The organism is Pseudomonas sp. NY15435 (genome assembly GCF_048068295.1).
Classification (GTDB): Bacteria; Pseudomonadota; Gammaproteobacteria; order Pseudomonadales; family Pseudomonadaceae; genus Pseudomonas.
In genome coordinates this window covers 71,368-91,512 of sequence record NZ_JBLUQA010000015.1, presented here as the reverse complement: position 1 = coordinate 91,512, position 20,145 = coordinate 71,368, and the positions used below count along the sequence as shown (strand labels likewise).

Here is a 20,145-nt window from a genome sequence, read left to right as displayed (position 1 = left end):
AGCGCCGCCTGACACTCGACACGAGAAGACACCATGCTCGATTCCAAACTGGTTCGTACCCAGCCGCAGGAAGTGGCCGAACGCCTGGCCACCCGTGGCTTCACCCTGGACGTGGCGCGCATCGAAGCGCTGGAGAGCCAGCGCAAATCCGTGCAGACCCGCACCGAGACCCTGCAGGCCGAGCGCAACTCGCGTTCCAAGGCCATCGGCCTGGCCATGAAGAATGGCGAAGATGTCGCGCCGCTGAAGGCCGAGGTCAACCGCATGGCCGAGGAGCTGGACGCCGGCAAGCGCGAACTGGACGTCATCCAGGCCGAGCTGGATAACCTGCTGCTGAACATCCCGAACCTGCCCCACGAGTCCGTGCCGGTGGGCGCTGACGAGGAAGAGAACGTCGAAGTCCGCCGCTGGGGCACTCCGCGCACCTTCGATTTCGAGATCAAGGACCACGTCGCCCTGGGCGAGCAGCACGGCTGGCTGGACTTCGAGACCGCTGCCCGCCTGTCCGGCGCCCGCTTTGCGCTGATGCGCGGCCCGATCGCGCGCCTGCACCGCGCCTTGGCGCAGTTCATGATCGACCTGCACACCCGCGAGCATGGCTACGAAGAGGCCTACACCCCGTACCTCGTGCAGGCTCCGGCGCTGCAGGGTACCGGCCAGCTGCCGAAGTTCGAGGAAGACCTGTTCAAGATCCAGCGTGAAGACGAAGCGGATCTGTACCTGATCCCGACCGCCGAAGTCTCGCTGACCAACATTGTTGCCGGCCAGATCCTCGATGCGAAGGAGCTGCCGCTGAAGTTTGTCGCCCACACTCCCTGCTTCCGCAGCGAGGCCGGCGCGTCGGGCCGCGATACCCGCGGGATGATCCGCCAGCACCAGTTCGACAAGGTCGAGATGGTGCAGATCGTCGAACCGTCGAAGTCCTGGGAAGCCCTGGAAAGCCTGGTCGGCAATGCCGAGAAAGTTCTCCAGGCACTGGAGCTGCCGTACCGCGCCCTGGCGCTGTGCACTGGCGATATGGGCTTCGGCGCCGCCAAGACCTACGATCTGGAAGTCTGGGTGCCGAGCCAGGACAAGTACCGCGAGATTTCCTCCTGCTCCAACTGTGGCGACTTCCAGGCGCGCCGCATGCAAGCGCGTTACCGCAACCCGGAAACCGGCAAGCCCGAGCTGGTGCATACCCTCAACGGCTCCGGCCTGGCCGTGGGCCGTACCCTGGTCGCCGTGCTGGAAAACTACCAGCAGGCCGATGGCTCGATCCGCGTCCCGGACGTGCTCAAGCCGTATATGGCCGGCATCGAGGTCATCGGCTGAGATGGACTTCCTGCCGCTGTTCCACATCCTGCGCGGACGTCGCGCGCTACTGGTCGGCGGCGGTGATGTCGCACTGCGCAAGGCGCGCCTGCTGAGCGACGCCGGCGCGATGCTGCGAGTCGTGGCTCCGGAAGTGCATTCCGAGCTGCGTGAGCTGATCGAGGAGGGCGCTGGCGAACTGCTGCTGCGCCCCTACGCCCAGGGGGATCTGCAGGACTGCGTGCTGGTCATCGCTGCCACGGATGACGAGTCACTCAATGCCCAGGTGTCCCGCGATGCCCACGAGCGTGGTGTGCCGGTCAACGTCGTCGATGCGCCGGCCCTGTGCAGCGTGATCTTCCCGGCCATCGTCGACCGCTCGCCGCTGGTGGTGGCGGTTTCCAGCGGCGGCGATGCGCCGGTGCTCGCGCGCCTGCTGCGTGCCAAGCTGGAAACCTGGATTCCCGCGACCTATGGCCAGTTGGCCGGCCTCGCCAGTCGCTTCCGCGAACGCGTGAAACACCGCCTGCCGGACCTGCAGCAGCGCCGCAAGTTCTGGGAAGACGTGTTCCAGGGCCCGGTCGCGGAGCGCATGCTCGCTGGCCAGCCGAACGAGGCCGAGCGACTGCTGGCGGACAAGCTGGAATCGCCGCAACCCGAGTCTCGCGGTGAGGTCTATCTGGTCGGCGCTGGTCCCGGTGATCCTGATCTGCTGACCTTCCGCGCCCTGCGCCTGATGCAGCAGGCCGATGTGGTTCTGTACGACCGCCTCGTCGCGCCGGCCATCCTCGAGTTGTGCCGTCGCGATGCGGATCGCCTCTATGTCGGCAAGCGCCGCGCGGACCACGCGGTGCCGCAGGACGAGATCAATCGCCAGTTGGTGGAGCTGGCCCAGCAGGGCAAGCGCGTGCTGCGCCTGAAAGGCGGCGATCCGTTCATCTTCGGCCGTGGCGGCGAGGAGATCGACGAGCTGGCGGCCAATGGCATTCCGTTCCAGGTGGTGCCGGGCATCACGGCGGCAAGCGGTTGCGCGGCTTACGCCGGGATCCCGCTGACTCACCGTGACTATGCGCAATCCGTGCGTTTCGTTACCGGTCACCTGAAAGACGGCACCACCGACCTGCCATGGAACGACCTGGTCGCACCGGGGCAGACCCTGGTGTTCTACATGGGGCTGGTTGGTTTGCCGGTCATCTGCGAGCAACTGGTGCGCCACGGCCGCTCCGCCGATACACCTGCGGCGCTGGTTCAGCAGGGCACCACCGTGCATCAGCGCGTATTCACCGGCACCCTGGCAAACCTGCCGGAGCTGGTGGCTGAGCACGAAGTGCATGCGCCGACGCTGGTGATAGTCGGGGAAGTGGTGCAGTTGCGCGAGAAGCTCGCCTGGTTCGAGGGGCAGCAGTGAGCCCCATGCGCGCCGTGATCCTGGGTGGGTTGTGTGCCCTGGGTTGCGTCGCACTGCCGGCTCAAGCGGCCAGCTTTGACTGCAAGAAGGCCAAGCAGGCCGACGAGAAGGCGATCTGCGCGGATCGCCAGCTTTCCGAGATGGATGTGCAGGTGGCAACCACCTACCGCCTGTTGCGCGGGCTTTTCGCCATGGGCATGCGTGGCAATCTGGGTGACTCCCAGCTTGCCTGGTTGGAGCAGCGCCGCGCCTGCGGCGCCAACAAAGTCTGCCTCAGGCAGCGCTACCAGGAGCGTCTGGACGCGCTGCAGAAGGTCTACGACGGCATCGAAAAACCGATCTGATCCGCTCTTGACCTTGTAGGAGCGAGCTTGCTCGCGAATCGCTTGACGCTGATGGCCTGCGCTGGGTTCGCGAGCAAGCTCGCTCCTACAGGTCTGATGGCAAATTTCGGTCCAACGGCTGGTTCAACCTCTACGGAAAATACCCTTGCCCGGCAGATGTTCCCGCCCGTGCGGCGCGGTGAAGTCCTGCCGCGGCCCCAGCGGCACGATGCCGGTCGGGTTGATGGTGCGATGGCTGCCGTAGTAGTGGTGTTTGATGTGCTGGAAGTCCACCGTGCCAGCCACGCCATCCAGTTGATACAGCTCACGCAGCCAGCCGGACAGGTTCGGGTAGTCCGCGAGGCGTCGCAGGTTGCACTTGAAGTGCCCGTGGTAGACCGCATCGAAGCGAATCAGCGTGGTGAACAGGCGCACATCCGCTTCGGTCAGGTATTCGCCCGCCAGGTAGCGCTGTTTGTCCAGGCGCTCTTCCAGCCAGTCCAGTTCGTTGAACAGCGTCCTGAAGGCCTCTTCGTAGGCGCCCTGGGTCGTCGCAAAGCCTGCGCGATACACGCCATTGTTTACGGCCGGGTAGATGCGCTCGTTCAGCGCGTCGATCTGTGCACGCAGCGCTTCCGGGGACAAGTCCAATGGGTTGCCGGTGATCCCGTCAAAGGCTGTGTTGAACATGCGGATGATTTCCGCGGATTCGTTACTGACAATGCGCTGCTCGTGCTTGTCCCACAGCACCGGCACGGTCACGCGGCCGGTGTAGTGCGCATCGTCCTTCGTGTAGCGCTGATGGAGGAAGGCCAGGTCGTCGAGCTTGTCGCCCGTGGAGCCAAGTGCCTTGTCGAAGGTCCAGCCGTTCTCCAGCATCTGCCAACTGACCACCGAAACGTCGATCAGCGACTCGAGGCCCTTGAGCTGGCGGTAGATCAGCGTGCGGTGTGCCCAGGGGCAGGCCAGGGAAACATAGAGGTGATAGCGGCCGGCTTCGGCGCAGAAGCCGCCTTCGCCGGTCGGGCCAGGCTGGCCATCGGCAGTTACCCAGTTGCGGCGCTGTGCGTTCTCGCGCTGGAAACGACCGTCCTTGCTGGTGTCATACCACTGGTCATGCCAGCGGCCATCGATCAACTGTCCCATCTTGAGTGCTCCAGGAAGCGGGAAGATGGGACCAGTCTATCGGCTCAGGCTTGATTGTTTAGCGCAAAAACAGGATTCCAGGTATCGATTAAATCGATCTGTTGCGGGCAGCCCAGCGTTTGTTGGCCTCTGCGAAGGCGTCGTCCCGCTGCAATCCCATCGCGCGCAAGGCCAGCGCCATGGTCGCGCGGACGGCCAACTCACCGTAGGCGTCCTCTGTGTCACCGCGCCAGACGGCGGCCAGATGCCGCGGGTCGAGGCTTTCTGGCTTGACATGGCGCAGCGGTGAAAGCGCTGGCCATTCTTCGTCCCAGTCTTCGCCGTCGCGGCAGCCGTACAGGTGCGACGTGGCGTCCGGGTTCACTTCGATCTCGCCGCCTTCGCCCTTGATGACGATGGCGTAGTCGCCCAGCAGGCGGCTGCCTTCACGGTGCACGGCCTGGTAGCCGGGATGGAAGATGCTTTGTAGCACGCAGGTGGCGCCCAGCGGGTTGATCAGGCGCACCGAGGAGTGAATTGGTGAGCGCAGGCCAAGGGTGTTGCGCAGGTCGATCATCCGCTGCAGGCGCGGCATCCAGTCCGCCAGCGGGGCGAAGGCGACGCCCTGGGTGTCCAGTGCCTGGCTGACTGCGCTCCAGTCGCGACACAGCGGCAGGCCCAGCAGTTCAAGCAATTGCTCGGTGTAGAGACGGCCGGCGGTGTGGGCGCCCGCACCATGCAGAAGTATGCGGGTGCCGCTGCCGCCCAGGCATTTGGCCGCCAGCAGGTACCAGGGCAGGTGGCGCTTCTTGCCGGCGTAGCTCGGCCAGTCCAGGTCTACGGCGATCTTTGGTGTCTGCAGGCGCTCGCGCACGGCTTCGGTGAACCCGGCCAGTTCCTCGGCGCTTTCCTCCTTGTGTCGCAGCAGCATCAGGAAGGCGCCCAGCTGGGCTTCCTCGGCCTGGCCGTCAAGGATCAAACCCAGTGCTTCGCGAGCTTCCTCGCGGGTCAGGCCGCGCGCGCCGCGCTTGCCTTTGCCGAGGATGCGGACGAACTGGGCGAAGGGGTGTTCGGCGGGTGTCTGCAGGACGAGCGGGGCGGCAGTCATAGGCAATTGGTCGGCTTCGGCAGGCCGGCGAGCTTGGCGGCAAGCTTGGCCGGGGTGCCCTTGAACAGAAGGTTGAGGTGCAGGCTGCTGCCCTTTTCCGCGCCCAGCTTCTGGGCGACGTACTTGATCAGCGGGCGGTTGGCCGGGGAGAGCTGAAACTCCCCATAGAACTCGCGCAGCAGCAGGAGGATTTCCCAGTGCTCGGGCGTCAGGTGGATGCCTTCGTTGTGCGCCAGGGCCTCGGCAGCGGCGTCGCTCCAGTCGTTCAGGTCGGCGAGATAGCCGTCCTTGTCCAGCAACAGGGCGTTTCCATTGACCAGGAGAGTGCTCATAACCAGGCGTTCACCTTGTCGAAGCGCGTACAGAGATCGACGAATCCGGCGTAATCCACAGCAACGACACGCTCGGGCGGGTTATCCAGGCCGCGTGCCTGCAGGTCTTCCAGCAGCGCAAAGAGCGCGTTGGTTGCGGGCGTCTGATCCAGCTCGCGGCGAGGCGCGGTGCCATCGCGCAGCGCGTGGACGGCTTCGCCAGTCAGCAGTAAGCCGTCGCCCGGGCCGAGCAACTGCAGGCAACTGGCGAACCGGCCGTCATTGAAGGGGGAGTGCGAGAGCAGGTGGAGAGTAGCCATCAGATCGTGATCACCTGGTCATGGGTTTGCAGCAGGTTGCGCAGCGCGTTGTCGTCCAGCGCCTGGGCGGCCAGTGTAAGGCAGGAGCCGTCCAGTCCGCGCTCGGCAAGGCTGCGGCTGCTGGCGTAGAGCGCCTCCACGCCGAACAGCGGCAGGGCCTGCAGGTTGGCTTGCAGGTCTTTCTGCTCGAGTGTGGCGGGACGCTGGTTGGGCGCCAACTGGAACACGCCATCATCGAGGAAGAGCATCGAGATCGGCAGGTCGAAGGCACCGCCGGCCAGGGCGATATCCAGCGCCTCACGGGCGGCGGGGCCGGCCCAGGGCGCCTGGCGGCTGATGATCAGAAGGGACTTGGCCATCAGTTGCCTCCAAAGCAGACCAGGCGGTCCGCCAGTTGCGCTGCTTCATGCAGTTGGCCGAGGCCGGAAAGGTCCCAGGGTGCCTGCAGGTTGGCGGCGGGGCGGGAATAGCGGTTGGCTTCCTCGCCATTGAGCACGCCGCGCCGCAGGGCGGCGGCGATGCAGACGACTCCGTCCAGTTGATTATCAGCGACGAATCGCGTCCAGGCGGCGGCGACGTCCAGCTCATCCTGGCTGGCTACGGCGTTGGCCGAGGCGCTATGCACGCCGTCCTGATAAAAGAACAGCCGGGTGATTTCATGTCCGCCGGCCAATACAGCCTCGGCGAAGCGCAAGGCGCGCCGGGCGGCCGGCGAATGCGGCGGGGAGAAGAGGGCGATGACGAACTTCATGGAGCAGGCCTTGGCGGCGAATTTTCGCAGGATGATACGGCGCTGAGCCGTTTTTTGCCGCGACTGAAATGAAAAAAGCCCGTCGAAACGGGCTTTTTCCTGAAGCGCGAGGATTAGTCGTCGCTACCCATGATGCCGAAGATCTGCAACAGGCTGATGAACAGGTTGTAGATCGACACGTACAGGCTGATGGTGGCCATGATGTAGTTGCGCTCGCCACCGTGGATGATCGCGCTGGTCTGGAACAGGATCATCGCCGAGGAGAACAGCACGAAGCCGGCGCTGATGGCCAGTTGCAGGCCGCTGATCTGGAAGAACAGCGAGACCAGCACGGCGCCCAGCAGGACGAAGAAACCTGCGGTGATGAAGCCGGACAGGAAGCTCATGTCCTTGCGGGTCGTCAGTACATAAGCGGACAGGCCGAAGAACACCAGGGCGGTCATGAAGAAGGCCGAGGAGATGATGCTCGCGCCGTTGGCCATGCCCAGGTACATGTTCAGGATCGGGCCGAGGGTGTAGCCCATGAAGCCGGTGAGGGCGAAGGTGCTGACCAGGCCCCAGGCGCTGTTGCGCAGCTTCACGGTGAGGAAGAACAGGCCGTAGAAGCCCAGCAGCACTACGAAGAAACTGGGGTAGGGCAGGCGCATTTGTTGCGAGGCGAAGGCTACCAGGCCGCTGAAGGCCAGGGTCAGGGCCAGCAGCCCGTAGGTATTGCGCAGGACGCCGCTGACCTCTTTCTGCTCCACCGCTGTGGAGTCGAGATATTGCCGTTCTTGCATGTCGAGACACTCCTGTTAAGCGGGATACGGATCCATGACCGTAGTGGTATCCATCATAACAGAGGGAAAAGCGCGCTGAATCATCAGAGTTTGACAGTGTGTTGCGATCCGGTAATATTGCCGCCCGCTCAATGTGGAAGCGTGGCCGAGTGGTTTAAGGCAACGGTCTTGAAAACCGTCGACGGGCAACTGTCCTAGAGTTCGAATCTCTACGCTTCCGCCACTATTACAACGTTGAAAGCCCCGCACTGCGGGGCTTTCGCGTTTCTGGCGGTGAAGTGCCGCTGGCGGCGCTCCTGCCGATTACGCATTGCGCTCATTGCGTTTGCATTGCGCAAGTTCAAAGCATCAGAAAAGTCAGTCATACCGAAAGATGATTCTGTAGGACGTTGATGCACTCAGTTAAACTTCAAGCACCAATCTCCGGAAAATCCTGAATGAACCAAGTCGAAGATCTCGAGCGGCAGATGCGCGAAGCGCTGGGTGTTGCTCCGAAAAAGACGAAAACCACTCGAGAAGTCAGTAACCCCATGCGGGGCTATCTGATCGTCCTCAGTGTGCGAGGCGCGAGCGGGCCGGCATTTCGTTTCGAGCATCGTTCGCGTTCGCTGAGTCGTACTGAGGCGATTCTTGAGGCGGAGAAGGCCGCGCGCGCTGCCGGCTACAAACCATGGGCCCTGCTGGATGCAGTCGAGGCCTGAGGTTATCGGGGAAAGAGTGCAGCGGTGGCCCAGGCAGCGGTCGCCAGCGCGGTTATGTTTATTGCCGGCGCCGAGTGGCGGGCATTGCAAAATAAGACGCCGGCCCGTGCGATAAATCGGAAGGGTAATTCCCATTCCGACTCCAATGGTTCATGCGGCGATACAGGGTGGCGACTTGTTTCAAGGCGGTGCTACTCCAGCTATCTGCAGCATCGGAGATAGCGATGCCGGCGGTGGGGGCGATTCAGGTGTGGGCGCGGACTAAAGGTGCTTGATCGATCGGGCTGCTTCGATATGTCCCTCCGATTTTTGTGCTGACGCGATCCGGACATGAAATTTGTCGGCACGCCCGTCCTAGACGCACCGGCAAGCATCTGTCAGCATTTGCCCCGCCTGCGCTGCGTTTCTCTGGCGCTTGCATTTTGGCGAAGCGCTTCCAAGCTAGGTCGTAGAGCCTCTTTCTGTTAAGGTTCGGCAATTGTTCGGAGTCTCTTTCTCGGGGCCCGCCATTCCATTCTGCTCAAGGGGTGCTGCGTGATTAAGGTGCTGGTGGTCGATGATCACGATCTGGTGCGCACCGGAATTACCCGCATGCTCGCTGATATCGACGGCCTGCAGGTTGTTGGGCAGGCAGACTCCGGTGAACGGGGGCTGCAACTGGCACGCGAGCTCAAGCCCGACGTCGTGCTGATGGACGTGAAGATGCCCGGCATTGGCGGCCTCGAAGCCACCCGCAAACTGCTGCGCAGCCAACCCGATGTGCGTGTCGTGGTGGTGACCGTGTGCGAAGAGGACCCGTTCCCGACTCGCCTGATGCAGGCGGGTGCGGCGGGTTACCTCACCAAGGGAGCCGCCCTGGACGAGATGGTCCAGGCGATTCGCCAGGTATTTGCCGGTCAGCGCTACATCAGTCCGCAAATTGCGCAGAACCTTGCGCTGAAGTCCTTCGAGCCGGAGCGCAACGCATCGCCATTCGACACCCTGTCCGAACGTGAAATCCAGATCGCGCTGATGATTGCGAACTGCCACAAGGTACAGAGCATTTCGGACAAGCTGTGCCTCTCGCCCAAGACCGTGAACACCTACCGCTACCGCATCTTCGAGAAGCTCTCGATCACCAGTGACGTCGAACTGGCGCTGCTGGCTGTCCGGCACGGCATGGTCGACGCCAGCAACTGATCATGGTGCAACAGTTCGATTCGGCGGCCTTCCTGGCTACCTGCAGTGGGCGGCCGGGCGTTTATCGCATGTTCGACGTCGAGGCGAAGCTGCTCTACGTCGGCAAGGCGAAGGACCTCAAGAAGCGTCTCTCCAGCTATTTCCGCAAGTCCGGCCTTGCGCCGAAGACGGCTGCCCTGGTGGCGAAAATCGCCCAGGTCGAGACCACCATCACTTCCAACGAGACCGAGGCGCTGCTGCTCGAGCAGACGCTGATCAAGGAGTGGCGGCCGCCGTACAACATCCTGCTGCGGGACGATAAGTCCTATCCGTACGTGTTCCTGTCGAGCGAGGACCAGTATCCGCGCCTGACCATCCACCGCGGTGCGAAGAAAGCGAAAGGTCGTTATTTCGGCCCATACCCCAGCGCCGGTGCCATTCGTGAAAGCCTGGCGCTGCTGCAGAAAGCCTTCTTCGTGCGCCAGTGTGAGGACAGCTATTACCGTAATCGCACGCGCCCGTGCCTGCAGTACCAGATCAAGCGTTGCAAGGCGCCCTGCGTGGGGCTGGTGAGCGAGGAGGAGTACGCCGAAGACGTCCGCCACTCGATCATGTTCCTCGAAGGGCGTAGCAACGTGCTGGCCGAGGAACTGTCCACCAGCATGGAGCAGGCGGCGATGCGCCTGGACTTCGAAAAGGCGGCGGAGCTGCGCGATCAGGTGCAGATTCTGCGTCGTGTGCAGGACCAGCAGAGCATGGAGTTTGGCACTGGCAACGTCGACGTGGTGGCGGCCATCGTCACACCAGGCGGAGCCTGCGTGCACCTGATCAGCGTGCGTGGCGGACGGGTGCTGGGCAGCAAGAATTTCTTCCCGCAGGTGGCGATCGAGGAGGAGGTGGGTGATGTGCTGCTGGCTTTCCTCGGGCAGTACTATCTGAGCCACCACGAGCGCGATCTGCCGAACGAGCTGATCGTCAATGCCGTGCATGAGGACTTCCCGGTCCTGGCATCGGCCATCGAGGAATCCCGCGGTCGGCTGCTGGAGATCACTCCGCGGGTTCGTGGCACGCGTGCGCGCTGGCAGCAACTGGCGGTGACCAATGCCGAGCAGGCGCTGGCGGCTCGTCTTGCCAACCGCCAGCACATGGCGGCGCGCTTCGATGCGCTGGGTGAGGCGCTTGATCTGCCGGAGCCGCCGCAGCGGCTCGAATGCTTCGATATCAGCCATTCCAGCGGCGAGGCGACTGTGGCTTCCTGTGTCGTCTTTGGCCCGGAGGGTGCACTGAAGTCGGACTATCGTCGCTTCAACATTGAAGGCATCACTGGTGGCGACGATTACGCCGCGATGCACCAGGCGTTGACCCGCCGCTTCAGCCGCCTGAAGGAAGGCGAGGGCAAGATGCCCGATATCCTCCTCGTGGACGGCGGCAAGGGACAGCTGGCCATGGCCCAGGAGGTGCTCCAGGAGCTTGCGGTTGTGGGTCTGACGCTGCTCGGCGTGGCCAAAGGTGTTACCCGCAAGCCGGGCCTGGAAACGCTGTACCTCAACGACGCCGAACATGAATTCACTCTGCCTGCCGACTCGCCAGCGTTGCACTTGATCCAGCAGATCCGCGACGAAGCACACCGCTTCGCCATTACCGGCCACCGCGCAAGACGCGGCAAGGCGCGACGTACCTCGACATTGGAAGATGTTGCGGGCGTCGGACCGAAGCGCCGGCGTGACCTGCTCAAGCATTTTGGCGGGTTGCAGGAACTGGGCAGAGCCAGTATCGATGAAATTGCCAAAGCCCCCGGTATCAGTAAAAAGCTGGCAGAGCAGATTTATGCTGCACTGCACAGCGAGTAGAATGCCGGCTCAACTCGCAGACCTTCCGACCCGATGAATATCCCGAACCTGCTCACACTGCTCCGCGTTCTGCTCATTCCGATCTTCATCCTGCTGTTCTATCTCCCGTTCCCTGCCAGCCATCTGGCTGCCAGCGCCGTATTCGCCCTTGCTGCCGCCACTGACTGGCTGGATGGCTATCTGGCGCGTCGGCTGGGGCAGAGCACGCCCTTCGGCGCCTTCCTCGACCCGGTAGCGGACAAGCTGATGGTCGCCACCGCGCTGGTGCTGCTGGTGGAGGAGCACGCGAATCTGTGGCTGACCTTGCCGGCTGCCATCATCATTGGTCGCGAGATCGTCGTCTCTGCACTGCGCGAGTGGATGGCAGAGATCGGGGCGAGGGCGCATGTCGCCGTTTCCAGCCTGGGTAAATGGAAAACGGCGGCGCAGATGCTGGCGTTGGTGATTCTCCTGGCCAATCCGCCGCTGATGACGTTCTGGGTCCTGGTCGGTTATGCGCTGCTCATTGTTGCCGCCATCCTCACCTTGTGGTCGATGGTGCACTATCTGGTGGCTGCCTGGCCGCACCTGAACACCACCCCGAAAGAGAAATAACTATTTTTGAATCAAGGAGTTGACAGGCATTTCCAAATCGTTAGAATGTCGCCCGTCAACACGACAACGCGGGAATAGCTCAGTTGGTAGAGCACGACCTTGCCAAGGTCGGGGTCGCGAGTTCGAGTCTCGTTTCCCGCTCCAGATTTTGATGATTCGCCTTGAGTCATCCGTGTTATGGCTGAGTAGCAGAGTGGTTATGCACCGGATTGCAAATCCGTGAACGCCGGTTCGATTCCGACCTCAGCCTCCAATAGAAAAGCCCTGTAAATCGAAGATTTACAGGGCTTTTTCTTTAACTGCCCACTGCAAGGATTGCGAGTTTCTGCAACTTGCGCAGGGGGAGAGGGGCTGTATATAGTCCAGCCCTTTCCGGGCTTGCACCCGGGAACGCTGTAACGCGCTACTGCCCGGATGGCGAAATCGGTAGACGCAGGAGACTTAAAATCTCTCGCCCTTTGGGCGTGCCGGTTCGAGTCCGGCTCCGGGCACCAACTTCCTGTATCCCCCGAGTCATTGCGGATTGCATGCTTGATTCGAGGTGAGCGCAAAATACGAAAAACCCGGCTTAGGCCGGGTTTTTCGTTTCTGGCGATTCACGCGCCTGCGTTGGCCATCGAGCGCAGTTTCGCGCCAGCCTTGACGATGCGGCGCTGGCGCAGTGGTCCGGCTGTCTCGTAGAAGTTCTGCAGCGGTACTTCTTCCTTGAAGTGGCCGGCGTCGCCCTCCTGCAGCGGGCCGTATTCGGTTGCCAGGTCGCGGCGAATGCGGCCTACCAGGCTGGTCAGCAGTTCTTCATTGCGTTGTTCTTCCAATCGCACCACGCGGCAGGCGATGTGTTCGCCTGCATCCTTGCTCAGCGTCATGATCAGATTGCCGTCCGGTCGAGCAGTGAAGCTGACGTCGAAATCGGAGAAGACCTGGCAAAGGTATTGGGCGGCAGGCAGACGGTCGATTGGCATGGTGTCGTCCTCGGCAGTGAGTGGGGAGTTCCTTCCCGTTCATTGCAGGGTGCATACCAATCTGAATGAAATAATAATTACTTTTAAATCAATGACTTAAAAGATAGTGCCGTTTCGTTTTCCATGCAGCTTGCAAGGTAAAGCGGAAATGGCAGGGCATTTTGCACGACGATGACATTCAGTGCGGGAGAGGGTGGTGCCGCGATGAGGTCGTTTTTACTGCGGACTTGGTCTTCTGCAGGCGTGCCCGGCGCATCGGCACCCGCAGGATCGCCCATAGCGTGACCAGTGCCAGCAGGACCCAGCCAATAATCATGAGTGTGACGAACGTGCCTGGATTCATATCGATATCCTCACCCCTCCCTAAGGGTAGTCCACCGTCATCGGTGCGCTGTCCTTTCGGTTGAGCGGCATTTCTCCCCGGAGGTTCCATTCAATGGCTTGTCTGGCTGCTGAGCATCTGGTATCTGTATATGCATACAGTATTCGGAGTGCGGTTATGCAGCAAGCCATTCTGGAAGTTCGAGATGTGGTGCAGCGCGGCGGAGTGGCCGGAGCTGCGTCTCTTCATACCTACATAGTCCGCGCATGTGGCGAAGGCATGACGCAGGCAGGTATTCACGACTGCGACCTGCTCCTGGTCGACCGTTCGGAGCTGGCATCGCCTGGTGAGATCGTGGTGGCCGCGCTCAATGGCGAGGCGTTGATCCGGCGGCTCGCGATCATCGACGGTGCGTTCGCGTTGCAGGCGGCAGGCGAGGGCTATCCCACGCTCAAGGTCGAGGAAGGCGATGAGCTTTCGATCTGGGGTGTTGTGCGTCAGCGACTTTCTGCCAGCGACGTAGCGAAGGGGCTGAAGGCATAGGGCTGGGTCGGCAGGTGGATTGAATGCTGACCATTTGCCAGCAACCTCGAGAACTAAATAAGGGGCTCGATGGTCAGATGCGCGTGCCACCGGATTCGCAACTCCTCACGAGAGTCGTGCAGCTTGCAATCCGGGGCATTGTAAGGCGGGCGCAGCCTGATTAGACTGCGCGCAACTCGCACCCCTGTCCCTCTCGAAGGACTCCCATGATCAAGAAATGTCTGTTCCCGGCCGCCGGCTACGGTACCCGCTTCCTCCCGGCCACCAAGGCCATGCCCAAGGAAATGCTGCCGGTGGTGAACAAGCCGCTGATCCAGTACGCCGTTGAAGAGGCGCTGGAAGCCGGTCTCGGCGAAATCGGTATCGTCACTGGCCGCGGCAAGCGCTCCCTCGAAGACCACTTCGATATCAGCTATGAGCTGGAGCACCAGATTCGCAACACCGACAAGGAAAAGTACCTGGTCGGTATTCGTCGCCTGATCGACGAATGCACCTTCTCCTACACCCGTCAGATCGAAATGAAGGGCTTGGGCCACGCTATCCTGACCGGCCGTCCGCTGATCGGTGACGAGCCCTTCGCCGTCGTGTTGGCGGACGACCTGTGCCTGAACCTTGAAGGCGACAGCGTCCTCAAGCAGATGGTCAAGCTGTACAACCAGTTCCGCTGCTCCATCGTGGCGATCCAGGAAGTACCGCCGGAAGAGACCAACAAGTACGGCGTGATCGCCGGCGAGATGATCCGCGACGACATCTACCGCGTGAACACCATGGTCGAGAAACCGAAGCCCGAAGATGCGCCGTCGAACCTGGCGATCATCGGCCGCTACATCCTGACTCCGGACATCTTCGACCTGATCGAGCAGACCGAGCCGGGCAAAGGCGGTGAAATCCAGATCACCGACGCCCTGATGAAACAGGCCCAGGACGGTTGCGTGCTGGCGTACAAGTTCAAGGGCAAGCGTTTCGACTGCGGCAGCGCCGAGGGTTACATCGAGGCGACCAACTTCTGCTACGAGCACCTCTACAAGACTGGCAAGGCTTGGTAATCCAGACCTTTCCGCTCTTCGAGAAAGCCACCTCCGGGTGGCTTTCTCGTTTTCCGGTCTACATCGAGCGTGGAATCGGCATCGCTTCGGAACCCGGCCCCAGCGGCTGGCCATAGCTGAACTCGACGTAATTGCCGGCCGGATCACGAAGGCCGCAGTAGTAACCCACCGGGTAGGGTTCCGACCGTGGCGCCCAGATCAGGCAGCCGGCAGCTTCCGCATCCCTGGCAATGCGGTCGACCTCATCATGAGTGTCCACGGCGAAGCCGAAGTGGCTGTAGTCGTCGCTTGCCAGGTGCCGCTCCTGGCCGCCGGGCATGATGACGAAAATGAAGCTGTGCTCCTTGCCTGGTTCTGCCATCCAGACGATGCGCGAACCCTTTCCTTCACGCTCGTGAATGACGCGCATGCCGCAGAATCGCTCGTAGAACGAAACGCAAGCCTCCAGGTCGGGCACGTGCAGGGCGAGGTGGGTCAGGGTCGGGCGCATGGTAATGCCTCCTTCGGGTCCGTCAGTTGGCAGGATAGGCCAGGCGTCATGAGGTATGCTGCCTGGCATATCCAAGCGGAGATCCATGATGCCTTTCGATTTTGACCTGTTCGTCATCGGTGCGGGTTCCGGCGGTGTGCGTGCCGCGCGCTTCGCTGCGGGCTTTGGCGCCAAGGTGGCCGTCGCGGAAAGCCGCTACCTGGGCGGCACCTGCGTCAACGTCGGTTGCGTGCCGAAGAAGCTGCTGGTGTATGGGGCGCACTTCCATGAGGACTTCGAGCAGGCCGTCGGGTTCGGCTGGACGCTGGGTGAAGCGAACTTCAACTGGGCGGCCCTGATCGCCAACAAGAACCGCGAAATCCATCGTCTCAATGGCATCTACCGCAACCTGCTGGTGAACAGCGGCGTCACGCTGCTGGAGGGTCACGCCAAGCTGCGGGATGCGCATACTGTGGAGGTCGATGGCCAGCGTTTCCGTGCCAAGCACATCCTGATCGCGACGGGGGGCTGGCCGCAGGTGCCGGATATTCCCGGCAAGGAGCATGCGATCACCTCCAACGAGGCGTTCTTCCTCAAGGAGCTGCCGCGCCGCGTGCTGGTGGTCGGCGGCGGTTATATCGCAGTGGAATTCGCGGGCATCTTCCATGGACTGGGCGCGCAGACTTCGCTCCTGTACCGCAAGGACCTGTTCCTGCGCGGTTTCGACCGCAGCGTGCGTGAGCACCTGCGCGATGAGCTGACCAGGAAGGGGCTGGACCTGCAGTTCAATAGCGACATCGCGCGCATCGACAAGCAGGCCGACAGCACGCTGGCTGCCACGCTGAAGGATGGCCGCGTTCTGGAGGCTGATTGCGTGTTCTACGCCACCGGCCGCCGCCCGCAGCTGGATAACCTGGGCCTGGAAAGCGTCTCGGTCGACCTGGATGAGCGCGGTTATATCAAGGTCGATGAGGCCTACCGCACCAGCGAGCCGTCGATCCACGCCATCGGCGACGTCATCGGCTGCGTGCAACTGACGCCCGTGGCGCTGGCCGAAGGGATGGCGCTGTCGCGCAAGCTGTTCCGTCCGGAGGAATTCCGTCCGGTGGACTACAAGCTGATTCCTACTGCGGTATTCAGCCTGCCGAGCATCGGTACGGTGGGCCTCACCGAAGACGAAGCGCGCAGCGCCGGGCACAAGGTGAAAGTCTTCGAGAGCCGCTTCCGCCCGATGAAGCTGACCCTCACCGAATGCCAGGAAAAGACCTTGATGAAGCTGATCGTCGATGCCGACAGCGACAAGGTGCTGGGTTGCCACATGGTGGGCCCGGAAGCGGGAGAAATCCTCCAGGGCATCGCCATTGCGCTGAAGGCAGGGGCGACCAAGCGGGTCTTCGACGAAACCATCGGCATCCATCCGACCGCCGCCGAGGAGTTCGTCACCCTGCGCACGCCCGTCGGCGCCTGATAGCGAGCGAAAATGAAAAAGCCGGTGCATCTGCACCGGCTTTTTTGTGGGTGGCTTTCGCCTGGGTCAGGCTATCAGTTGGCGCGCTCCAGCGAAGCCTGAGCGTCTTCCTGGCGCTGAGAGTAGCGCTGAGCGAGCACGGCACAGACCATCAGCTGGACCTGGTGGAACAGCATCAGCGGCAGCAGGATCACGCCCACGGTGCTGCTGGCGAACAGTACCGAGGCCATCGGTACGCCGGTAGCCAGGCTTTTCTTCGAGCCGCAGAAGATGATGGTGATCCGGTCTTCCAGGGAGAAGCCCAGCCAGCGCCCCAGCAGGTTGGTGACCGCCAGCGCCAGTGCCAGCAGTACGCAGCAGGCCACGACCAGGCCGGCCAGGGCTGGCAGCGGAACCTGGTGCCACAGGCCCTGAATCACCGCGGCGCTAAAGGCGGTGTAGACCACCAGCAAAATCGAACCCTGATCCACGTAGCGCAGGACTGGCTTGTGCCGCTCCACCCAGGCACCGATCCACGGGCGCAGCAGTTGGCCGGCAATGAAGGGCACCAGCAGCTGCAGGGTGATCTTGCCGATGGCGTCCAGCGTCGACATCCCGGTATCGCCATGGGCGCCGATCAGCAATTGCACGAGCAGCGGCGTAACGAACACGCCCAGCAGGCTGGAGGCTGATGCGCTGCAGATCGCCGCCGGGATATTGCCCCGTGCCAGCGAGGTGAAGGCGATTGCGGATTGCACGGTGGCGGGCAGGGCGCAGAGATAGAGCATGCCCAGGTACAGGTCCGGAGTTACCAGCGGCGACAATACCGGCTTGAGCGCCAGGCCGAGCAGGGGAAAGAGGATGAAGGTGCAGGAGAAAATCAGCAGGTGCAGGCGCCAGTGGGTGGCGCCTGCCACGATCGCCTGGCGCGACAGCTTCGCGCCATGAAGGAAGAACAGCAGCGCGATGCCCAGGTTGGTGATCCAGCCGAAGATTACGGCAGCGGTGCCTTCGCAGGGCAGCAGGCTGGCAACGGTCACGGTGGCGATCAGCGCCAGGGTGAAGTTGTCGGGGAGCAGGCGTGGGCGAGCCATGGGCACATCTCTCATCGTTGTTGTGTGTGAAGGACCACGAGGGTCAGGTTCGCACTCTAAGCCTGGGAGAATGTGCCGGCTAACGCCAGAAAGTCAGCTTATGTCGCTGAGAGGACAGTTTCCACTCCCTGCACGTGCAGATCCACCGAGCACACGCTGACCATGCCGCGCATGCGCTGGGCGATCACTTCGGCGCGATAGCGCGGCAAGGTGTTCACCCGCAGGGCAATGTCCAGCCACTCTTCCCGGCGGAAGGACTCGACTTCGGCCGGTACATGGCCCTGGAGCGCGAACTGGTTCAGCAGCCGGCAGAGAATGTCTGCATCGATCTCGGCGCGGATCAGGTAGCGCACGTCGGCGGCCACTTCGGCAGGAACCGGGCGCTCCTGTTGGTCCAAGGGGAATTCGACGAGATGGAGTGCGGGGAGCGTCATGACGGCGTGCCGATACAAGGGAAAGTAGGAAGTATTCTGCGGTGGTCTTGTGGGAATTATTTGCCTGTTTTCTGCAATTTCTGGCCTGTTTATGCATTAATAAGTCCGTGAAATAGATATCAGAGACTTATCCATGCCTGTTTTTCTGGATGCCCATGACCGCAAGATTCTCGCCCTGCTACAGGAGGAGGCGACCCTTTCCACGGCCGAGATAGCTGAGCGCATCGGCCTGTCGCAGTCGCCATGCTGGCGCCGGATTCAGCGCTTGAAGGAAGAGGGGGTGATACGCAAGCAGGTGACCCTGCTCGACCGCAAGAAGATCGGCCTGAATACCCAGATATTTGCCCAGGTGAAGCTCAATGCCCACGGGCGCAATCACCTGACGGATTTCGCGCAGGCCATGCAGGACTTTCCCGAGGTGCTGGAGTGCCACGTGCTGATGGGGGCCGTGGACTTCATGCTGCGCATCGTTACCGAGGATGTGGAGGCTTACGAGCGCTTCTTCTTCGAGCGGCTGTCGCAGGTACCGGGCGTACAGGAGATCAACTCCATTGTGGCGCTCTCGGAGATCAAGTCCACCACCATGCTGCCGTTGCCGCGCGGCTGAAGGGCGCCGGGTATGCCGGCGCCCGGGGCGGTCAGACGCCGCCCAGGTAGTCCATCTTGCCGACTTCCACGCCGTTGTGGCGGAGGATGTCGTAGGCCGTGGTGATGTGGAAATAGAAGTTCGGGTTGACGAATCCGAGCAGGAAGTCCGAGCCCTTGAAGCTGACTTCGCGGGTGCGCAGTTTCAGCTCGATGGTGCGCTCCTCGGCGCCTTCGAACTGCTCCGGCTTGAGGGTCTTGAGGAAGTCGACGGTCTTCGCGATGCGTGCCTGCAGTTCTTCGAAGGTGGCTTCGTCATCAGCGAAGCTGGGCACCTCCACGCCGGCCAGGCGGGCACCAGCGCCTTTGGCGGAGTCGGAAGCGATCTGCACCTGGCGCGCCAGGGCGAACATGTCGGGGGCGAGGCGGGCGTTGATCAGGACGGCGGGATCGATGGACTTGGCCTGAGCATGGGCGGCAGCCTTGGCGAGAATCGCCGAGAGGTTGCCGAGCATGCGGATGAAGACGGGTACAGAGGCCTGGTAGATCGAGAGGGACATGCTGCGTACTCCAGACAGATAAAGGTTGGCTCGTCGCGCTGGACGGCTGTCGGAGTCTACTGCTGGCGCCTACGGCTGTCGCCAGGCTTCAGTGCCTCGCCACCTTCGGCGCCGGGCAGCGATCGGCTTCGATAGGGCCAACGTAAGGGTTGCCCCAACCCATCACGCAGCCAACCATCTGGTTGCGCTGGCGCTCCCAGGCTTCCACCGGGTACTGCTTGCTCCAGGCAGTGAACAGCTGGCGGTCCTGGTTGGATAGTCGCAGGCCGTAGCGGTCGCTCATGTAGAAGTAGGTGCGGGCGATCATGCCGCGGATCTGCGCACGGGGCATGGCCTTGCGCGCCTTGAAGTCCACCACCATCGGGCAGGCGCCGTACTGCGATGGCTTCTGCTGCAGCCAGCCGAAGCTGTAGTTGGCGCGGTCGCCATTCACCTCGCCGATGCTCGGCACCAGGTTGTGCAGGTCGGCCTCGGCCTTCTGGTAGACCCGGTCATTGCGCGAGCAGTTCTTGCGTCCGCCGCTTTGCCAGCACTGGCGCTGATGGCCAATCACCCAGGCGGGGACAATGTGTTCCCACTCGATGCGCGAAGCCCGGTTGGCATTCTTGCGCGGGGTGTAGCCGCAGCTCTTCAGGTCGACCTTGGTGCCGTTGTAGCGGCAGCCGCAATAGAACTCTACCGACTGGCGGGCGTAGAGCTTGCGCCCGACCTTCTTGGCTTCCTCGAAGGTGCGGGGGGCGGCAGCGGAGGCGACCGTGGGAATGGCGAGGATCAGCAGCAGGGTCAGGCAGCGTCCAAACATGAGGCGTTCCTTACGAAAGTCGCTGCATCTTACTGATTGAGAAAGAAATGCCAATCGTGGCAATGGAATGGCAAGGGGCGGAAAGCTGTGCGCGAGTGGCTGGGTGATGTGCCGGCAGGGGCTCCTTTGCGGAGGAGCCTTTGTTCTCTCGTAAAGCATC

At 62.3% G+C, this 20,145-nt stretch carries 25 protein-coding genes and 4 tRNA genes; 15 read left to right on the top strand and 14 right to left on the bottom strand.

Going from position 1 to position 20,145, the window contains the following annotated elements; genetic code table 11:
- Positions 1 to 33: 33 nt before the first annotated feature.
- From serS to ACNFH5_RS27125, 3 genes are read left to right on the top strand one after another with little or no spacing between them, the layout of a single operon-like run.
- On the top strand, positions 34 to 1,314 hold the full coding sequence (serS, locus tag ACNFH5_RS27135; RefSeq protein WP_416751466.1) for a serine--tRNA ligase: 1,281 nt from the start codon (positions 34 to 36) through the stop codon (positions 1,312 to 1,314).
- 1 nt (position 1,315) lies between these two features.
- Positions 1,316 to 2,701 (top strand): siroheme synthase CysG, encoded by a 1,386-nt coding sequence (gene cysG / locus ACNFH5_RS27130; RefSeq protein ID WP_416751464.1) that lies wholly within the window; start codon positions 1,316 to 1,318, stop codon positions 2,699 to 2,701.
- A gap of 5 nt (positions 2,702 to 2,706) precedes the next feature.
- Entirely contained in the window at positions 2,707 to 3,045 is a 339-nt protein-coding gene (locus ACNFH5_RS27125; RefSeq protein WP_416751462.1) for a lysozyme inhibitor LprI family protein, read from the top strand.
- Between the two features lie 123 nt (positions 3,046 to 3,168).
- Here the strand turns inward: ACNFH5_RS27125 and ACNFH5_RS27120 are convergent, their stop codons facing one another.
- The 7 genes from ACNFH5_RS27120 to ACNFH5_RS27090 form a co-directional block, all read right to left on the bottom strand.
- Positions 3,169 to 4,170, bottom strand: a complete 1,002-nt coding sequence (locus tag ACNFH5_RS27120) for a glutathione S-transferase family protein (protein ID WP_416751460.1) — start codon at positions 4,168 to 4,170, stop codon at positions 3,169 to 3,171.
- 88 nt (positions 4,171 to 4,258) lie between these two features.
- On the bottom strand, positions 4,259 to 5,257 hold the full coding sequence (locus ACNFH5_RS27115; RefSeq protein ID WP_416751458.1) for a glycosyl transferase family protein: 999 nt from the start codon (positions 5,255 to 5,257) through the stop codon (positions 4,259 to 4,261).
- On the bottom strand, positions 5,254 to 5,589 hold the full coding sequence (locus ACNFH5_RS27110) for a TusE/DsrC/DsvC family sulfur relay protein (RefSeq protein ID WP_416751456.1): 336 nt from the start codon (positions 5,587 to 5,589) through the stop codon (positions 5,254 to 5,256). The genes ACNFH5_RS27115 and ACNFH5_RS27110 overlap by 4 nt, the downstream gene beginning before the upstream one ends.
- Complete coding sequence (gene tusB / locus ACNFH5_RS27105; RefSeq protein WP_416751519.1) at positions 5,586 to 5,891, bottom strand: sulfurtransferase complex subunit TusB; 306 nt, start codon at positions 5,889 to 5,891, stop codon at positions 5,586 to 5,588. The genes ACNFH5_RS27110 and tusB overlap by 4 nt, the downstream gene beginning before the upstream one ends.
- Positions 5,888 to 6,247, bottom strand: coding sequence for a sulfurtransferase complex subunit TusC (tusC, locus tag ACNFH5_RS27100; protein WP_416751455.1), 360 nt, complete (start codon positions 6,245 to 6,247; stop codon positions 5,888 to 5,890). Before tusC ends, tusB begins: the two co-directional genes overlap by 4 nt.
- The gene (gene tusD, locus ACNFH5_RS27095) at positions 6,247 to 6,639 is read right to left on the bottom strand and encodes a sulfurtransferase complex subunit TusD (protein ID WP_416751453.1); all 393 of its coding nucleotides are present in this window, start codon (positions 6,637 to 6,639) and stop codon (positions 6,247 to 6,249) included. Before tusD ends, tusC begins: the two co-directional genes overlap by 1 nt.
- A 113-nt stretch (positions 6,640 to 6,752) precedes the next feature.
- A complete protein-coding gene (locus ACNFH5_RS27090) occupies positions 6,753 to 7,418 on the bottom strand; it encodes a Bax inhibitor-1/YccA family protein (protein WP_024765156.1) in 666 nt (221 codons plus the stop codon).
- Between the two features lie 135 nt (positions 7,419 to 7,553).
- On the opposite strand from ACNFH5_RS27090, the gene ACNFH5_RS27085 reads away from it, so the two are divergent.
- The 8 genes from ACNFH5_RS27085 to ACNFH5_RS27050 all read left to right on the top strand — a co-directional run bounded on the left by ACNFH5_RS27085 (position 7,554) and on the right by ACNFH5_RS27050 (position 12,215).
- Positions 7,554 to 7,641, top strand: a tRNA-Ser gene (locus ACNFH5_RS27085).
- Positions 7,642 to 7,855: 214 nt separating this feature from the next.
- On the top strand, positions 7,856 to 8,119 hold the full coding sequence (locus ACNFH5_RS27080; RefSeq protein WP_416751450.1) for a hypothetical protein: 264 nt from the start codon (positions 7,856 to 7,858) through the stop codon (positions 8,117 to 8,119).
- 534 nt (positions 8,120 to 8,653) lie between these two features.
- On the top strand, positions 8,654 to 9,298 hold the full coding sequence (gene uvrY, locus ACNFH5_RS27075) for a UvrY/SirA/GacA family response regulator transcription factor (RefSeq protein WP_017517075.1): 645 nt from the start codon (positions 8,654 to 8,656) through the stop codon (positions 9,296 to 9,298).
- Between the two features lie 2 nt (positions 9,299 to 9,300).
- Positions 9,301 to 11,127 (top strand): excinuclease ABC subunit UvrC, encoded by a 1,827-nt coding sequence (gene uvrC / locus ACNFH5_RS27070; RefSeq protein WP_416751448.1) that lies wholly within the window; start codon positions 9,301 to 9,303, stop codon positions 11,125 to 11,127.
- A gap of 33 nt (positions 11,128 to 11,160) precedes the next feature.
- Positions 11,161 to 11,721 carry a CDP-diacylglycerol--glycerol-3-phosphate 3-phosphatidyltransferase gene (gene pgsA, locus ACNFH5_RS27065; RefSeq protein ID WP_416751446.1) on the top strand — a complete coding sequence of 187 codons (561 nt, stop codon included), beginning with the start codon at positions 11,161 to 11,163 and terminating at the stop codon, positions 11,719 to 11,721.
- A 68-nt stretch (positions 11,722 to 11,789) separates the two neighbouring features.
- A tRNA-Gly gene (locus ACNFH5_RS27060) sits at positions 11,790 to 11,865 on the top strand.
- 35 nt (positions 11,866 to 11,900) lie between these two features.
- Positions 11,901 to 11,974, top strand: a tRNA-Cys gene (locus tag ACNFH5_RS27055).
- A gap of 155 nt (positions 11,975 to 12,129) precedes the next feature.
- Positions 12,130 to 12,215, top strand: a tRNA-Leu gene (locus tag ACNFH5_RS27050).
- 102 nt (positions 12,216 to 12,317) lie between these two features.
- On the opposite strand, the gene ACNFH5_RS27045 is transcribed toward ACNFH5_RS27050, so the two are convergent.
- Complete coding sequence (locus tag ACNFH5_RS27045) at positions 12,318 to 12,683, bottom strand: DUF3509 domain-containing protein (RefSeq protein ID WP_416751444.1); 366 nt, start codon at positions 12,681 to 12,683, stop codon at positions 12,318 to 12,320.
- Positions 12,684 to 12,861: 178 nt separating this feature from the next.
- On the bottom strand, positions 12,862 to 13,026 hold the full coding sequence (locus tag ACNFH5_RS27040) for a hypothetical protein (RefSeq protein WP_416751442.1): 165 nt from the start codon (positions 13,024 to 13,026) through the stop codon (positions 12,862 to 12,864).
- A 156-nt stretch (positions 13,027 to 13,182) separates the two neighbouring features.
- Between ACNFH5_RS27040 and ACNFH5_RS27035 the strand changes: the two genes are divergently transcribed.
- Together ACNFH5_RS27035 and galU are read left to right on the top strand one after the other, a co-directional pair.
- Complete coding sequence (locus ACNFH5_RS27035) at positions 13,183 to 13,548, top strand: LexA family protein (RefSeq protein ID WP_416751440.1); 366 nt, start codon at positions 13,183 to 13,185, stop codon at positions 13,546 to 13,548.
- A gap of 206 nt (positions 13,549 to 13,754) precedes the next feature.
- Complete coding sequence (galU, locus tag ACNFH5_RS27030) at positions 13,755 to 14,594, top strand: UTP--glucose-1-phosphate uridylyltransferase GalU (protein ID WP_088421520.1); 840 nt, start codon at positions 13,755 to 13,757, stop codon at positions 14,592 to 14,594.
- Positions 14,595 to 14,652: 58 nt separating this feature from the next.
- On the opposite strand, the gene ACNFH5_RS27025 is transcribed toward galU, so the two are convergent.
- Positions 14,653 to 15,084 carry a VOC family protein gene (locus ACNFH5_RS27025; protein ID WP_416751437.1) on the bottom strand — a complete coding sequence of 144 codons (432 nt, stop codon included), beginning with the start codon at positions 15,082 to 15,084 and terminating at the stop codon, positions 14,653 to 14,655.
- An 88-nt stretch (positions 15,085 to 15,172) separates the two neighbouring features.
- Here ACNFH5_RS27025 and gorA point away from each other — a divergent pair, with 88 nt between their 5' ends.
- Complete coding sequence (gorA, locus tag ACNFH5_RS27020) at positions 15,173 to 16,531, top strand: glutathione-disulfide reductase (protein WP_416751517.1); 1,359 nt, start codon at positions 15,173 to 15,175, stop codon at positions 16,529 to 16,531.
- 74 nt (positions 16,532 to 16,605) lie between these two features.
- Here the strand turns inward: gorA and ACNFH5_RS27015 are convergent, their stop codons facing one another.
- Both ACNFH5_RS27015 and ACNFH5_RS27010 read right to left on the bottom strand, forming a co-directional pair.
- A complete protein-coding gene (locus ACNFH5_RS27015; protein WP_416751435.1) occupies positions 16,606 to 17,604 on the bottom strand; it encodes a bile acid:sodium symporter family protein in 999 nt (332 codons plus the stop codon).
- A 98-nt stretch (positions 17,605 to 17,702) separates the two neighbouring features.
- Positions 17,703 to 18,002, bottom strand: coding sequence for a hypothetical protein (locus ACNFH5_RS27010; protein WP_416751433.1), 300 nt, complete (start codon positions 18,000 to 18,002; stop codon positions 17,703 to 17,705).
- A gap of 169 nt (positions 18,003 to 18,171) precedes the next feature.
- Here ACNFH5_RS27010 and ACNFH5_RS27005 point away from each other — a divergent pair, with 169 nt between their 5' ends.
- On the top strand, positions 18,172 to 18,645 hold the full coding sequence (locus ACNFH5_RS27005) for an Lrp/AsnC family transcriptional regulator (protein ID WP_416751431.1): 474 nt from the start codon (positions 18,172 to 18,174) through the stop codon (positions 18,643 to 18,645).
- A 31-nt stretch (positions 18,646 to 18,676) separates the two neighbouring features.
- Here ACNFH5_RS27005 and ACNFH5_RS27000 read toward each other — a convergent pair whose 3' ends face one another.
- A complete protein-coding gene (locus ACNFH5_RS27000; RefSeq protein ID WP_416751429.1) occupies positions 18,677 to 19,183 on the bottom strand; it encodes a DUF1993 domain-containing protein in 507 nt (168 codons plus the stop codon).
- Positions 19,184 to 19,271: 88 nt separating this feature from the next.
- A complete protein-coding gene (locus ACNFH5_RS26995; protein WP_416751427.1) occupies positions 19,272 to 19,985 on the bottom strand; it encodes an endonuclease in 714 nt (237 codons plus the stop codon).
- Positions 19,986 to 20,145: the final 160 nt, after the last annotated feature.